The organism is Roseomonas sp. F4 (assembly GCF_053891155.1).
The window spans coordinates 1-13,783 of sequence record NZ_JBSSHK010000003.1; the positions used below are offsets into that span (position 1 = coordinate 1).

A 13,783-nucleotide genomic window follows, 5' to 3' on the forward strand; every position below is an offset into this window, starting at 1 on the left:
CCCCCCCCGCCCCCCCCCCCCCCCCCCCCCCCACGGCGTTTCGGCCCAGTTACGCGGCCACGATGGCCCCGCTCGGCGACGGTGGGAATCGACAAACACGCGATCCTGCTTCAATCGGATCGAAGTGAAGCGGCCCAGGATGCACGAGCGATGTGCTTCGCGGGACCGGCGACCCTGGTGACAACGCAGGGCGTCGGCAACCGGCGGGACATGGCGAACCCACAGCACGGCGCTGGCACTTCGCCATCGCCCTCATCCGAGATGGAAGGCTTCCACCATGAAGATCCCGCAGCTGATCCAGCGCGCCGCCCTCGTTGCCGGCGTCGCCGTCATCACCGGCCTCGGCGGCAACGCCGCGCAGGCGCAGAGCCGCAACTGCATCGACACCCTGGCGGGCCTGCCCGACGCGTCGCGCTTCGTCGGCGTGGTCAGCCGCAGCCACCTGGTCGAGGATCTGCGCCAGGTCGGTCCCTTCACCATCTTCGTGCCCACCAATGCGGCAGTGTCGGAGGTCACGCCGGCGCTGATCAACGTGCTGTTCCCGATGGGCGCCCCGGGCGAGGGCGGCACGGCGGACCCGGTTCTCGCCCCGGCCGCCGTCAATGCGCATATCCTGGAGGGGCGCTACACCTCCGTGGCGCTGGAGCCGGGGCTGACCATGCCGGCGCGAACCCGCGCGGGGAACACGATCGAGGTGACGAATGCGGGCGGCAAGGTCACGCTGCGCGCCACCAACGGGGCGGTGGCCACTGTGGTGCGCGGCGACATCCCCTGCTCCAACGGCGTCATCCACATGATCGACCGCTCGCTGGTCCACTGACATCGCCTTTCCGCCACGTGGCCGGGTGGCCACGTGGCGGTGCTTGATCCTTGCAGAACCGAAGACCCCGCGTCGGCATGCTCAGCCGAGCAGGGTCGCCTCCAGCAGGGCCTTCACCCGGCACAGATTGGCGACCGGGCAGGTCGCCTGGGCACGTGCCGCGAGCGCCTGGAAGGCGCCATCCTCCAGCAGCGGGATTCGGGCCTCCAGCGTCAGGCGGAGCGCGCCGATGATGAAGCGGCCGGAGGAGCCGGTCAGCGTCACCTCAACGGTGGTATCCATCCGCGCCGCGATGAAGCCGGCCTCGGCCAGCAAGCCGGCCAGCGTCATGGAAAAGCTGATGGCGTGGGCGGCCGCGATCATCTCCTCGGGGTTCGTGCCCAGCCTGCCGCCCATCCGGCTGGCCAGGCTGAAGGCATGGTTCACCATGGCGCCACTCCGGGTCGACAGGGTGCCCGCGCCGTTCTCGATGCCGCCCCGCCACACGGCGCTTGCATAGGTCTTCATTCAGCGCCCCCTGGACCGCGCCTCGGCCTGATGCCGCCGCCCGCGCAGACTGGGCGCTGCAAGGCGCCGACGATTGACCTTTATCGCCGTGGCGGGGCTTCAGGCGCGGCTGGCGAGCAATGCGGAGGCTGCCTGCCAGTCCGCGGTGCCCTGGGCTTCGGCAAAGCGGGTCAGAAGCGGTGCCAGGATGGCGTGCCGCGCATCCGGCCGCAGCCGCGCCAGGCTGTTCGCGGCGCGCAGCTCCCAGGCGAGTGCGCCACTCTCCCGCGCCTGTTCCAGCGCGCGCCGGAACAGGGCCTCGGCCGTCGCCGCATGGCGCCCGGCATCCGCCCGGCGCAGCAGGGCCTCGCCCTGTCCCCGCAGGATTTCGGGGGCGCACCAGCCAGCCTGGCCGGCCTCGGCCCGCGCCAGGGCCAGGTCATCGACGAACCCGACATGCAGGGTGGCGAGGATGTCGCGGTGGAACGGCCCGGCCGACGTGTCGCGGAGGTCGATCCCAGCCTCGCCCTCATGCAGCGCAATCGCCGTCTCGTAGCAGGTGACCCAGGATCGCCAGTATTCGAAGGACAGGTTGGAGGACAGCCGGTGGAGCCTGGCGACCAGCGTCTTCGCCCCGGCGATGTCGCCGTTCCAGATGGCCAGCGGGCAGGCGGCAGCGACCAGCAGGTGGCACATCGGCGGCGGGTATTCCAGCTGCTCAGCCAGGGTGAGCGCTTCCTCCACCATCTGCCCCGCCTGGTCCGCGCGGCCCTGGATCCAGAGGATGCGCGCGAGGTGCGAGCGGACGGCGACCTGGTGGTCGTATTGCAGGAAATTGCCATGCGCGCTGCGCAGCGACGGCGCACGCCAGGCCATCGCCTGCTCGGCGTGCCGGCGGGCCTCCTCATGCTGCCCAACCAGATGCAGGCCCCAGGCCATGACCCGGTCATGCAGCGCGTGCGCCTCCTCCCCTCCGCCCGACCCGGCCAGCGTCCCGATGCGGCGGCAATAGGCGAGCGAGGCGGCGTAGTCGCCGGTGACGCAGTGGTAGCCGCCGAGGCCCCAGGCTGCCTGGACCCGCAGGGAAGCATCGGGCTGCGCTGCGGCGAGCTCCGCCGCCCGCGTATAGGCCAGCAGCATGCCGGGTCCTGGCCCATCCGTGTTGTAGCGCGCGGTACCGAGCGCGAGATGGATCCGCGCGGCCAGCGCCGGCTCCTCCGCCAGCGCCGCCCCGCCCAGCGCTAGCGCGCGCTCCAGCCGCTCCCGGTATTCGTCGACCAGCGCCAGCTGGAACCAGACTGGCGCGGAGCTGGCGGTCAGCCGGCAGCCAAGTCCCGCATCGCCCTCCGCCCCGAAGGCCCAGTCCAGGGCGAGCCGCAGGTCATCGATGCTGCGGCAATAGGTCTCCCGCCACTGCGCAGCCGGCTGGTCCTTCCAGGCCTGCGCCGCGCCGCGCATCAGCGTCTCGCAATAGGTGGCGTGGCGGCGGGCGAGGGCCGCCACCTCCGGTCCATCCCCCAGCCGATCCAGCGCATAAGCGCGCGTCGTGTGCAGCAGGCGGTAACGCACCGTGTCGCCGCCGAGGTCGACCGCCAGCAGGGATTTGGAGGCCAGACGCGCGATCTGGTCGACGATGTCGTCGCGGTCCGCCGCCTCCGGCACCACGGCGATGGCGGCATCCAGCGTGAAGCCGCCGGCGAAGATGGCCAGGCGGTGCAGCACCTGGCGCTCTGCCTCGGAAAGGAGGCCGTGGCTCCAGTCCAGCGTCGCACGAAGCGTCTGCTGGCGCGGCAGCGCGGTGCGGCGCCCACGGGCCAGTAGGCTCAGCCGGTCCTTCAGCCGCTCCGACAATTCCTGCACGCTCAGCATGCCGAGCTGCGCGGCGGCAAGCTCGATGGCGAGCGGGATGCCGTCCAGCTGCCGGCAGATAGTGGCAATCAGTTGCGCGGCGGCTTCGGTCGGCCGGAAGCTGTCGCGATGCGCCGTGGCGCGTTCGACGAAAAGCTGCACGGAGGGGAAAAGAAGGAGCTCTTCCGCCGCCGCCCCATCCGCCTCCGGCGGCAGGCCGAGCGCATCGACCCGGTGCACCCATTCGCCCTCCGCCAGCAGCGGCTCCCGGCTGGTGGCCAAGATCCGCAGCCCAGGCGCGCCGCGCAGCAGGGCCTCGGCCAAGCCGGCCGCGGCATCGATCAGGTGTTCGCAATTGTCCAGCAGGATCAACAGCCGGCGTTGGCCGAGCGCGCCGACGAGACCCGCGAGCGGTGCCTGCGACGGTACCGAAAGCCCGAGGGCGGAGGCGACGGCGGAGGGCACCAGCGCCGGATCGGCCAGTGGCGCCAGGTCGACAAAGCACAGGTCGCGCATCCCGCCATCGACCATGGCCCAGCCGGCCGCCAGCGCGAGGGAGGTCTTGCCGATGCCGCCCGGCCCGACCAGCGTCACCAGCCGCCGCTGCCCCAGAAGGCTCGCGATGGACGCCAGCTCTGCCTCACGCCCGACCAGCCGGGTCAGCAGCAGCGGCAGCCGCGCCGGGCCTGGGGGCGGTGCGGCCGGGGGGGGCGCCGCGTCGGGCACCTTGTCCAGCTCGGCGGCCGCGATGGCCACAACCGGCGCCACGAAGCTGTAGCCCTGGCCGGGCAGGTTGAGGATGAAGCGCCGATCTCCCTGGCCATCGCCGAGCACCTTGCGAAGGCCAGCGATGTGGACCCGCAGATTGGCATCCTCGACATAGACGCCCTGCCAGACGTGGCGGCGGATCTCCTGGTGGCTCACCACCTCGCCCGCGCGTTCGGCCAGCAGCCGCAGGATATCGAAGGCGCGGTTGCCAAGGCGCAGCGGGCGTCCGTGCTCAGTCAGCAGCTTGCCCGCCACCAGCAGCTCGAAGGCGTCGAAGCGCAGGACGGCAGGCCCGCGGCCCGGCTCCGGCGCGTCGCGTCCAGCTTGCGGACCGATCCCTGGATCGGCCACCGATGCCTGCAGCAACATGGCCCATTGCCCCTGTCAGCATCCATTGGAGGCGGACGGGCAGGGTTGTTGCAATCATACCAATGTATAGGCGCGGCCGGACGAGGCTCGCGCCGCCTCTCAGGCGGTGGTTCGGATGAAGCTCGCGATGTAATCGGCTGTCGCCTCAGGGTACTGGTGGTGCGGCCCATGGCCGCTGCGCGGGAAGGTCAGCAGTTGCAACGTCGGCAGTTGCTGGTTCAGCGCGTACCAGTTCTCGATCGGGAAGACGATGTCGTGGTCGCCGCCGATATGCAGGACCGGGATCGTGGTCGTCTTCAACATCTCCAGCAGGCTGTCGACCGGGAAGATCGGGTTTGCGGGCTCCCGGGCAAGGGCGGCCTTGGCCCAGGGCTGCGGCACCGGGATGCTGCGCCCGGAAACCCGGCTGGCGATCCGCTGCACCGACTGCCGCGCGGCGTCGCGGCTGCCAGCGGAGGCCGGCTCGAAGAACAGGATGGTTTCATCTTCCAGCGTGTAATCCGGCTTCGTCGCGGTGTCGTAGAACAGCTGTTCACCGGCCTTCACCAGCGGGCCCGGCGGCGTCGTGCCGATCAGTACCGCGTGGCTGATGCGGTCCGGGAACATCGCCATCGCCAGCTGCGCCGCCATGCCGCCGAGTGACCAGCCGCTGATCACGACCTTGTCGAGGCCGAGTGCCTCGATGAGATCGCCGGCATCCTGCGCGAGCGCCGGCGGATCATAGGTCGGCGTGCCGGTAGACAGGCCAAGGCCGGTATAGTCGAAGGTGATCACCCGCAGGCCATTCGCCACCAGGGCGTCCAGAAAGGCAGGATCCCAGATGTCCATGTTGCCTCGATAGCGGGCACAAAGAAGAATCGGCGTTCCCTGTCCGATCGAGCGATAGGCCAGCCTGCGGCCCTTCACCTCGACGAACTGATTGGCGGCATGCACGGCGGCGCTGACTGGCATGATCGTGTCCATCTGCTCTCTCCTCATCCAGATCGGGGTCAGGCGGCCATCGCGACGGGCGGCAACTGCGCCAGAAGATCCGCGGTGGTGAGAATGGCATGGGCATAGGTCGGGCCGTTCAGCTCGTGCGCCGCATGCATACGGTCCTGGCTGAAGGCGGCTGTCGCGTCGCGGACCAGTGTGACGTGGTAGCCGAGTTCGACGCCGAACTTGGCCGTCGTCTCGATGCAGGTGTTGGCCAGCAGGCCGATCAGGATCAGCTTGCGGATGCCATGCTGCTTCAGCTGCATGTCGAGGTCGGTATTCGCAAAGCCGCTGCTGCCCCAGTGCTCCTGGACGACGACATCACCCGGCTGCGGCGCGAATTCGGGGTGCCATTCGCCGCCCCACTCGCCGCGCGCAAAGACCTGCACTGCGGCGGCCTGCTTCTGGTACGGCGTCGCATGGTGCCAGCATGCGAAGTCGCCGGGCTCCGCGCGGTGATGCGGAACGATGAAGACCTGGATGCCGACGCTGCGCACGGCGGCGAGGATGCTGCGCAGATTGTCCAGCAGCCCGATCTCCTCCGCCACCGACTTCACGAGGGGCCACATCTTGCCGCCTTCCGAGAGGAAGTCGTTGTAGGGATCTATGAAGAGCAGGGCGGTTTCGCGCGCGATGTAGGGAGTGTCGTGCATGACGGAGCCCTTCGACGATGACGTGCCGAAGGATGATCCGCGGACCCCATGCTGCATTGTCGGAAGTTGCGCTCCCCGGCCGCCCGCGCAGGCAGGTCATGAGGCACCGGGGGGACCTTGCTCAACGGAACGCGCTGATGCGCTGACTGGCGTCGTGCCATCCGGCATGCATCGCAGGTGGCGTGCGCTGACGCTGAGTGGCTAAGCCATGCCTAGAGGCCGGACATAGCGGTCTCACGCCCCTCACCGTCCAGCACGGACCGGACGGTGAGGCCCTACAGCAGGGTGCGGGGGCGATGTCCGCGGCCAGCTTTAACGACGATGCCGGCCCGATGCGGCGGATGTTCGCCTGGTCGCCGGCAGTCAGCCTGGAAGGCTATCATTCGCGGAGGGGTGCTCAGCGGCCAAAGCGGTCCTTGGGGCGCTTCAGGCCAAGATTCTCCCGCAGCGTGAGGCCCTCATAGTCGCGGCGGAACAGCCCGCGGCGCTGCAGTTCCGGCACCACCAGGCGGGTGAAGCGCTCGAGGCCGGTGGGCACGACAGGCGCCGCGATCATGAAGCCGTCGCAGCCTTTTCCCCGATACCATTCCTCCATCACGTCAGCGACCTGAACCGCATCACCCTTGAACATGTTGCCCGCCATCTGCGGCAGGATTCGCTTGTAGGTCTGGCGCACCGTGAGGGACTGTTCCCGGGCGACGGCCACGATGGCCCGGCCGATGCCGGTATGGCCGACATGCTCCTCCTCGAAGGCCGGCATCGGGCCGTCAAGCGGATAGTCCTTCATGCTGCGGCCGAGCATTTTCGACAGGTAGTCGACGCCGACCGCCGGCGGCACGAGGTCGTCAAGCTGCCCTGCCAGATCATCGGCTTCCTGCGCCGTCTCGGCCACGAAAATGGTCACGCCGCTCAGGATCTTGAGGTCGTCCGGCTGCCGACCGAATGCCGCAAGGCGTCCCTTCAGATCCGCATAAAGCGCCTGCGCGGCGGGCAGCGTCGCCTCGATCGCGAAAACGCAGTCGGCATGCCGCGCCGCGAGATCCTTGCCCGCCTCCGACTGTCCGGCGGAGAAGACGACCGGGTGACCCTGCGGTGGCCGCGGCGCGTTCAGCGGGCCCTCCACCCTGAAGTGCTTTCCCTTATGGCCGAGCACATCGACCCGTGTCGGGTCGAGGAAGCGGCCGCTCGCCTTGTCCTGCGGAAAGGCATCGTCGCCCCAGGAATCCCAAAGCCCCTTGACCACATCGGCGAACTCGTTGGCGCGCTCGTAGCGCTGGTCGCGGGCAACATGCTCCGCATGGCTGAAATTCAGCGCATCGCCTGGATTGGAGGTCGTGACGAGATTCCAGCCGGCGCGGCCACCACTGATATGGTCGAGCGAGGCGAATCGTCGCGCGACATGGTAGGGCTCATCGTAGGTCGTGGTCGTGGTGGCGACGAGGCCGACATGTTGCGTGACCATGGCGAGCGCGGAGAGCAGGGTGACAGGCTCGAGGACGCCGGGGCGGTCGGAGGGCGAGGTGGCGGCGAAGAGGTCCGGCTTGTCCATCTGCCGGACGCCATTGCCGTCCGCGAGGAAAAGGAGGTCGAGCTTGCCAGCCTCGGCGATCTGGGCGAGGCGGACGGCGTTGGCGATATTGGCGGCCGGCCGGTCCCAGGCATCAGGATGGCGCCATTCGCCAACATGGCTGCCTTGGGCATTGGCATTGGCGGCGAGGATCATCGGCATGGGCGGCTCCGGTCGACGGCATTGGCACAAAACTGCTTGCGTCGCGGGGCTGTGTCCAGCATTTTTGAATTCAATAATGCGATGACCCGATCCCCTTACCTCAACCTCCCGGAGCCCGGCCCGGGCGCGCATGAGGCCTATCCGAGCCTCCCGGCCTTCGTGGCCGCACAACTGCGCGAAGCCATCCTGTCCGGTGCGATCCAGCCGGATGCGCTGCTGCGGCAGGAGGATGTGGCGATCCGCCTCGGCGTCAGCCGCCCGCCGGTGCGCGAGGCCCTGAAGCAGCTCGAAACCGAGGGGCTGGCGCAATCGCGCCCGCGGCGCGGCTATGTCGTGGCCGCGCTTGACCCGCAGGACATCGCGGAAATCTTCGAGATCCGCGCGCTGTTCGAGGAACGCATCGGCCAGGCGGCGGCGCAGCGCCGCAGCGCGGAGGACCTGGCCGCCCTGGAGGCGCATCTCGCGGCGATCGAGGCGCTGCCGGCCGGGACACTCGAGGGCGGGCACGCCTTCGCCGAGCACAACCGGCATTTCCATGACCGCATCCACGCCGCCAGCGGACGCCGCGTGATGGGCGAGTTGCTCGGCACGCTCGGTAACCGGGTGGAACGCTATATCCGTCTGGGCGGGCAGATCGCCAACAGCCGGGACCAGGTCAACAACGAGCACCGCGCCATCCTGGCCGCGTTGCGGGAGGGGGATGGCGACCGGCTGGGCCTTCTGCTGCGCCTGCATGTCCACGATGCCGGGGCTCGGCTGCTTCGATCTCTGCGCGGGCGCTGAGAGAGCACCTGCGTGTCGCTTCCGCGGCACTTTGTCGCCCCTGCGGCATCCGGCGCTGGCTTCAGCTTCCCGGGTCACGGGAGTTGGGCATTGCAAACTGAATTCAAATCCTGTGGTATTTCCCCAGAGGGCGCCAGCCACAGCCAATGTCGCCGGCAATGACCGGCCCCGCCCCATGCCGGAGCCTTGCCCCATGACCTTCGCCACACGCCGCCATGCACTGGGCCTCGCCGCCGCACTCGGCGCCGGAAGCCTGGCCCGCACCGCCGATGCCCAGGCCGCCTGGCCGGCCCGATCGATCCGGGTGATCGTGCCTTTCGCGCCGGGTGGCGGAACCGACCTGATGACCCGACTGGTTGCCGACAATCTGGGCGCGCCGCTCGGGCAGCAGGTGGTGGTGGAGAACCGCGCCGGGGCCTTCGGCGTGATCGGTGCCGATGCCGTCGCCAAGTCGCCGCCCGATGGCTACACGCTGCTTGCCGGCAGCCCCGGGCCCATGGCGGTCAACGGGCATGTCTACCGCGCGCTTCCCTATGACCCGGCGCGCGACTTCTGCGGCGTCTGCATGGTGGCCAATATCCCCTATGTCATGGCGGTGCCGGCATCGCTGCCGGTTACCACGGTGCAGGAGTTCATCGCGCTGGCCCGTGCGCGCCCCGGCACCATCAACTTCGCCACCTCCGGCATGGCGTCCCGCCTGACGGTGGAACTGTTCCGCGCCATGGCCGGCGGGCTGGAACTGGAGATGGTGCAGTACCGTGGCGGTGCGCCGGCGAGGACTGATCTACTGGCTGGGCGTATTCAGCTGGTCATCGAGCAGGTGCCGTCCTTCCTCGAGGATTTTCGCACCGGCCGTCTGCGTCCCCTCGCCGTCGGCACCACGCGCCGCTTCTCCCTGCTTCCCGATGTGCCGACGATGGCGGAGGCCGGACTGCCGGGCTACGAGGCCAGTGCCTGGATGGGCTTTGCCGCGCCCGTCGGGACGCCCATGCCGATCCGCCGCCGCCTGGCGATGGAGATCGACCGTATCATCAAGCTGCCCGCCGCCCAGGAGCGCCTGGCCTCCTGGGGCTCCGAGCCGCTCGGCGGCACACCGGAGGATATGGACCGGATGCTGACCGAGGATCGCGAACGCTGGGGCCGTGTGGTCCAGATGGCGGGCATCGAGAAGGAATAGCCCGGCCGAAAGCATCGCGGTTGCCCTGGCTCGACCACATGTCTGGCCGCCTGCCTGTGCATCGCCGATCATCAGGCTCCCAGTCGCCGTGCCAGTTCGAACAGCAGCGCTTCCCCGCCATAGCTACTGACCAGTTGCACACCGATCGGCCGGCCATCCGGGTGCGGCTGGCCGGGGACCGTCAGCCCCGGCCAGCCCATGGCATTGACCCAGGTCGCGAAGACATTCTGGGCGCGCGCATGGCCGGGCTTGCCGTCGATCACGGCTGGGTATTCCTGCTCGACGGGCCAGGCGGGCGCCGCCGCGCTTGGCAGCAGCAACACGTCATAGGCGCCCCAGCGCGCCGACACATCGGCGCGGAACGTCGCCAGCCGGTCCAACGCCTCGACATATTCCACCGCGGGCATGGTCGCGCCGCGCACCGCCATGGGCTTCAGGGAGTCACTCGCTTCCGCCTCCCAGCGCTCCGGCAAGCGTGCGGCCATGCGCGCGACGCCCGCCGCCGTCAGCACGCCCCAGATGGCGCGCAGCTCCGCCAGGTCATAGGGGATGGCGCAGGGCGCCACATCGCAGCCCTCCGCCGCGAGGCATGCCGCGGCTTGCGCAACCGCTTCGCGGACTGCGGGGTCCACCAGCTCCCCTTCGATCGCGGCGCACCAGCCAACCCGCAGGCGCCGGCCTGGCCCGACCGTTTCCTCGGGTGGCAGGCGCTGGGAGGTCGGGTCGCGTGCATCCGGCCCCGTCACCGCCGCATAGAGCAGCCGCAGATCCGCCAGTGTCGCCGCGATCAGCCCCACCGCCTGAAAGTCCAGCGCCATCGGCGGAAAGCCATGGCGCCGCGCGATCCGCCCGTTGGAAGGCCGCAACCCGACCAGCCCGGTATAGCTCGCCGGCAGACGGGTGGAGCCGCCCGCATCGGTTGCCACCGCCAGCGGCACCATGCCGGCTGCGACGGCCGCCGCGGCCCCACCGCTCGACCCGCCCGGCGTCAATGCCGGGTTCAGCGGATTGCGTGTATGGCCGGTCAGGGGGCTGAAGCAGCGCCCTGACAAGGCGAATTCGGGCGTGCTGGTCTTCCCCAGAATCACCGCGCCGGCGGCCCGCAGCCGCTCCACCACGATGTCGTCCCGCGCCGGCGCGAAATCGGCGAAGAAGCGGCTGCCCCAGCGCGCCGGCATGCCCGCGACATGCAGATTGTCCTTCACGCTGACCGGCACGCCATCCAGCGGCCCCAGCGGCGCGCCGGCACGGTGCCGCGCGGCGGAGGCCGCGGCGGCGACAGCCGCGCCCTCGGGGTCCAGATGCACCCAGGCATGCAGGGTGCTGTCCAGCGCAGCGATGCGATCCAGGCAGGTCCGCAGCAACGTCTCGGGCGTCGCCGTGCCGGCAGCCAGCCTGGCGGCCATCCCGGCCGCCGTGTCGCGGGGAAACAGGGTCGGCGTCATCATGCTGTCCTCATCCCAGGGCCTCGGCATCCTGCGGGGCGGATCGTGCCAGCAGCGCCGCCAGCGCGGTCGCCTCCCGCAGCAGCAGCCGCGCCACCCGTTCCAGCCGCGGCGGCGCCAGGCGTTCGGAGATGGCCACGATCGACAGGGAGGCGGCGGGCAGGCCGCGATGCTGTGGCACCGGCACGGCCACACCGCGATAGCGCGCGACGAAGCGGCCAGTGCTGACCGAATAGCGGTCCCGCCGTGCCTGCTCCAACGCCTCCCGCACCCGGGCATCGGTCAGGCGGTAGCGCGGGAAGCGCGCGGCGTTCCGGGCCAGCGCGGCCTCGGCCTCCTCCGCCGGCAGCGCGGCCAGCACCGCGAGCGCCCCGGCGCCGACGCCGAGCGGCCGCCGGTTGCCGATTTCCAGCGGCAGGGCCTTGATCGGAAAGCCGCCCTCGCAGCGATCCAGGCACAGCGCATCCTCCCCGCTGCGGATGGTGAGATAGGCGCTGTCGCCGCTCTGCTCCGCCAGCCGTTCCAGGCTCGGCCTGCACAGCGCCCGCAGGTCGAGCCTGGGCGCTGCGGCGAGGCCGAGTTCATACAGCAGCGGCCCCGGCCGGTAGCTGCGCGCCGAGGCCTCCTGCGCCAGCATCTGCTCGGCGACCAGGGCCTGCAGCATGCGATGCGCGGTGGGCCGTGCCAGCCCGGTGGCCGCCGCCAGCGCGCCCAGCGAGGCGGCCTGGCCGCGCGCGGCGACAATCTCCCGCAGCAGCGCCGCGACGCGGTGGATGGTCTGCGCACCATCACGCGGCGGCGCGGATGCGCCGGCCTGTCTCAGATCAGAGTCCACAATACGGAACTCCCAATTGCGCGGTGGTACGGCTGACAGCAAGCATAGACGGCAACGAGGGCTGGCGGCGGTGTAAAGTCCACATGGTGGACTCTGCCGCGACTGCCCCGCTCGGAAGGAGAAAGCCCGTCGCTCGGCCCATTCGGACCGGGAGATCGCATCATGTCTGACGCTCGCCACACCACCCTTACCCGCCGTGGTCTGCTGGCAACCGCCGGGGTCCTGGCCGCGGGCCCCCTGCAGGCGCAGGGCCAGAGCTTTCCGAACCGCCCGCTGCGGCTGATCGTGCCCTTTCCCCCTGCCGGCGCCGCCGACGTCATGTCTCGCGTGGTCGCGGAGGCCGCCCGCGCCGCCTTCGACCAGAATGTGGTGGTCGAGAACCGCTCCGGCGGCGGCGGCACCATCGGCACCGAAGCGGTGATGCGCAGCGCGCCGGATGGCTACACGGTGCTGATGGCCAACCAGTCGACCCATTCCATCAATCCGGAAATTCGCGAGAATCCCGGGCTCGACCCGGTGACGATGGTGCCCATCGCCTCGGTCGGCAATGTTGCGCAGGTGCTCTATGTCCGCCCCAGCCTCGCCGCGCGCTCGGTGCCGGAGCTGATCGCCCTGGCAAAGGCCAATCCCGGCCAGCTCACCTACGGCACCGCCGGCATCGGCACCGGCGGGCATCTGGCGATGATGCTGCTGGAAGCCCATGCCGGTATCGCACTGAACCACATTCCCTTCCGCGGCACGGCGCCCTCGACGGCCGCCGTGCTGGCGGGGCAGGTGGACATGATGATCGATACCATGCCGACGGCCCTGCCCCATATCCAGAACGACGCCGTCCGGCCGCTCGCCGTCACCACCACCACGCGCCACGCGCGGCTGCCGCAGGTGCCCTCGCTGACCGAGGCAGGCTTCAATGACTACGAGGCGGTACTCTACTACGCGCTCTTCGCCCCGCCAGACACGCCCGAGGCCATCGCGGCGCGGCTCGGTGAGGGCTTCGAGGCCACCGTCGCCCTGCCCGCCGTGGCCAACCGCCTGACCGAGATGGGCTGCGATCCGCTGCCCGTGCCGCGCGCCGCGCTTGCCGCCCATGTCGCCGCCGATCGTGCCCGCTGGCGTGCGGTGATCCGCCGTGCCGGCATTCGCATCACCTGACCCTCAAGAGGAAACTGTCATGGAATTCGTCGACCTGAGCCGCGAGATCTTCCACCGCACCCAGACCCACCCTTCCCACCCGCCGGTGGTGATGACGGTGTGGAACGACCATTCGGAGCCGAAGCGCGCCGGCAATACCACCTTCACCAGCAAGGCGCTGTCCATCGCCTTCAGCGACCATGCCGGCACCCATGTGGACGCGCCGGTGCATTTCGACCCGCGGCCGGAGGCGCTGTCGATCGACCAGGTGCCGCTGGAGAAATTCTACACCTCCGCCTTCTGCATCGACCTGTCCCACCTGCCGCTGAAGACGGCCGCGACGTTGGAGGAGGTGCAGGCGGCGGTGGCCAAGTCCGGCGAGACGATCCGCCCGGGCGACACGGTACTGATCCACATGGCCACCAATGACCGGCTGCTCGGCAAGCCCGGCTATGCGCATGACTTCCCGGGCCTGTCGCTGCCGGCGATCCATTGGCTGGCGGATCAGGGCATCGGCATGTTCGGCGTGGAGGCGATCAGCCCGGCGCCGGAGGGTGAGCCCAACTTCCAGGCGCATATGGCCTGCGCCGAGCGGGGCATCACCCACATGGAATGCCTCGCGAATCTGGACAAGCTGCTGGGGCGTGGCCGCTTCACCTTCATCGGCTTCCCCCTGCGCATCCGCGGCGGCACCGCCAGCCCGATCCGCGCGGTGGCGATGTTCGCCTGATCGCCTGATCGGGCGGTGACGCCGACCGCCCCAG

Annotated in this window: 12 protein-coding genes; 5 read left to right on the forward strand and 7 right to left on the reverse strand. The window is 70.0% G+C overall.

Annotated elements, in window-relative coordinates:
- The first annotated feature begins 277 nt into the window (after positions 1-277).
- Positions 278-820, forward strand: coding sequence for a fasciclin domain-containing protein (locus ACVFYP_RS12325; RefSeq protein WP_499200483.1), 543 nt, complete (start codon positions 278-280; stop codon positions 818-820).
- A gap of 81 nt (positions 821-901) precedes the next feature.
- Here ACVFYP_RS12325 and ACVFYP_RS12330 read toward each other — a convergent pair whose 3' ends face one another.
- The 5 genes from ACVFYP_RS12330 to ACVFYP_RS12350 form a co-directional block, all read right to left on the reverse strand.
- Entirely contained in the window at positions 902-1,327 is a 426-nt protein-coding gene (locus ACVFYP_RS12330; protein ID WP_499200484.1) for an OsmC family peroxiredoxin, read from the reverse strand.
- A gap of 99 nt (positions 1,328-1,426) precedes the next feature.
- Entirely contained in the window at positions 1,427-4,291 is a 2,865-nt protein-coding gene (locus tag ACVFYP_RS12335) for an ATP-binding protein (protein WP_499200485.1), read from the reverse strand.
- Between the two features lie 99 nt (positions 4,292-4,390).
- Positions 4,391-5,254: an alpha/beta fold hydrolase gene (locus ACVFYP_RS12340; protein WP_499200486.1), complete on the reverse strand. Its 864-nt coding sequence runs from the start codon at positions 5,252-5,254 to the stop codon at positions 4,391-4,393.
- A gap of 26 nt (positions 5,255-5,280) precedes the next feature.
- Complete coding sequence (locus ACVFYP_RS12345; protein ID WP_499200487.1) at positions 5,281-5,919, reverse strand: cysteine hydrolase family protein; 639 nt, start codon at positions 5,917-5,919, stop codon at positions 5,281-5,283.
- Positions 5,920-6,316: 397 nt separating this feature from the next.
- Positions 6,317-7,780: an LLM class flavin-dependent oxidoreductase gene (locus ACVFYP_RS12350; RefSeq protein WP_499200488.1), complete on the reverse strand. Its 1,464-nt coding sequence runs from the start codon at positions 7,778-7,780 to the stop codon at positions 6,317-6,319.
- Between ACVFYP_RS12350 and ACVFYP_RS12355 the strand changes: the two genes are divergently transcribed.
- Both ACVFYP_RS12355 and ACVFYP_RS12360 read left to right on the forward strand, forming a co-directional pair.
- On the forward strand, positions 7,730-8,431 hold the full coding sequence (locus ACVFYP_RS12355; protein ID WP_499200489.1) for a GntR family transcriptional regulator: 702 nt from the start codon (positions 7,730-7,732) through the stop codon (positions 8,429-8,431). The two genes, ACVFYP_RS12350 and ACVFYP_RS12355, sit on opposite strands and share 51 nt — an antisense overlap.
- A gap of 193 nt (positions 8,432-8,624) precedes the next feature.
- Positions 8,625-9,608: a Bug family tripartite tricarboxylate transporter substrate binding protein gene (locus ACVFYP_RS12360; RefSeq protein WP_499200490.1), complete on the forward strand. Its 984-nt coding sequence runs from the start codon at positions 8,625-8,627 to the stop codon at positions 9,606-9,608.
- A 71-nt stretch (positions 9,609-9,679) separates the two neighbouring features.
- On the opposite strand, the gene ACVFYP_RS12365 is transcribed toward ACVFYP_RS12360, so the two are convergent.
- Entirely contained in the window at positions 9,680-11,056 is a 1,377-nt protein-coding gene (locus ACVFYP_RS12365) for an amidase (protein WP_499200491.1), read from the reverse strand.
- A 7-nt stretch (positions 11,057-11,063) separates the two neighbouring features.
- A complete protein-coding gene (locus ACVFYP_RS12370; protein WP_499200492.1) occupies positions 11,064-11,888 on the reverse strand; it encodes an IclR family transcriptional regulator in 825 nt (274 codons plus the stop codon).
- Positions 11,889-12,050: 162 nt separating this feature from the next.
- On the opposite strand from ACVFYP_RS12370, the gene ACVFYP_RS12375 reads away from it, so the two are divergent.
- Together ACVFYP_RS12375 and ACVFYP_RS12380 are read left to right on the forward strand one after the other, a co-directional pair.
- Complete coding sequence (locus tag ACVFYP_RS12375) at positions 12,051-13,040, forward strand: Bug family tripartite tricarboxylate transporter substrate binding protein (protein WP_499200493.1); 990 nt, start codon at positions 12,051-12,053, stop codon at positions 13,038-13,040.
- A gap of 19 nt (positions 13,041-13,059) precedes the next feature.
- Entirely contained in the window at positions 13,060-13,749 is a 690-nt protein-coding gene (locus ACVFYP_RS12380) for a cyclase family protein (RefSeq protein ID WP_499200494.1), read from the forward strand.
- The last annotated feature ends 34 nt before the right edge of the window (positions 13,750-13,783 follow it).

Excerpts from the sequence above, each read along its gene's own strand:
- ACVFYP_RS12335 (WP_499200485.1), bottom strand. The coding sequence starts at position 4,291 with ATGTTGCTGCAGGCATCGGTGGCCGATCCAGGGATCGGTCCGCAAGCT.
- ACVFYP_RS12330 (WP_499200484.1), bottom strand. The coding sequence starts at position 1,327 with ATGAAGACCTATGCAAGCGCCGTGTGGCGGGGCGGCATCGAGAACGGC.
- ACVFYP_RS12380 (WP_499200494.1), top strand. The coding sequence starts at position 13,060 with ATGGAATTCGTCGACCTGAGCCGCGAGATCTTCCACCGCACCCAGACC.
- ACVFYP_RS12345 (WP_499200487.1), bottom strand. The coding sequence starts at position 5,919 with ATGCACGACACTCCCTACATCGCGCGCGAAACCGCCCTGCTCTTCATA.
- ACVFYP_RS12355 (WP_499200489.1), top strand. The coding sequence starts at position 7,730 with ATGACCCGATCCCCTTACCTCAACCTCCCGGAGCCCGGCCCGGGCGCG.
- ACVFYP_RS12365 (WP_499200491.1), bottom strand. The coding sequence starts at position 11,056 with ATGATGACGCCGACCCTGTTTCCCCGCGACACGGCGGCCGGGATGGCC.
- ACVFYP_RS12360 (WP_499200490.1), top strand. The coding sequence starts at position 8,625 with ATGACCTTCGCCACACGCCGCCATGCACTGGGCCTCGCCGCCGCACTC.
- ACVFYP_RS12350 (WP_499200488.1), bottom strand. The coding sequence starts at position 7,780 with ATGCGCGCCCGGGCCGGGCTCCGGGAGGTTGAGGTAAGGGGATCGGGT.
- ACVFYP_RS12340 (WP_499200486.1), bottom strand. The coding sequence starts at position 5,254 with ATGGACACGATCATGCCAGTCAGCGCCGCCGTGCATGCCGCCAATCAG.
- ACVFYP_RS12375 (WP_499200493.1), top strand. The coding sequence starts at position 12,051 with ATGTCTGACGCTCGCCACACCACCCTTACCCGCCGTGGTCTGCTGGCA.
- ACVFYP_RS12325 (WP_499200483.1), top strand. The coding sequence starts at position 278 with ATGAAGATCCCGCAGCTGATCCAGCGCGCCGCCCTCGTTGCCGGCGTC.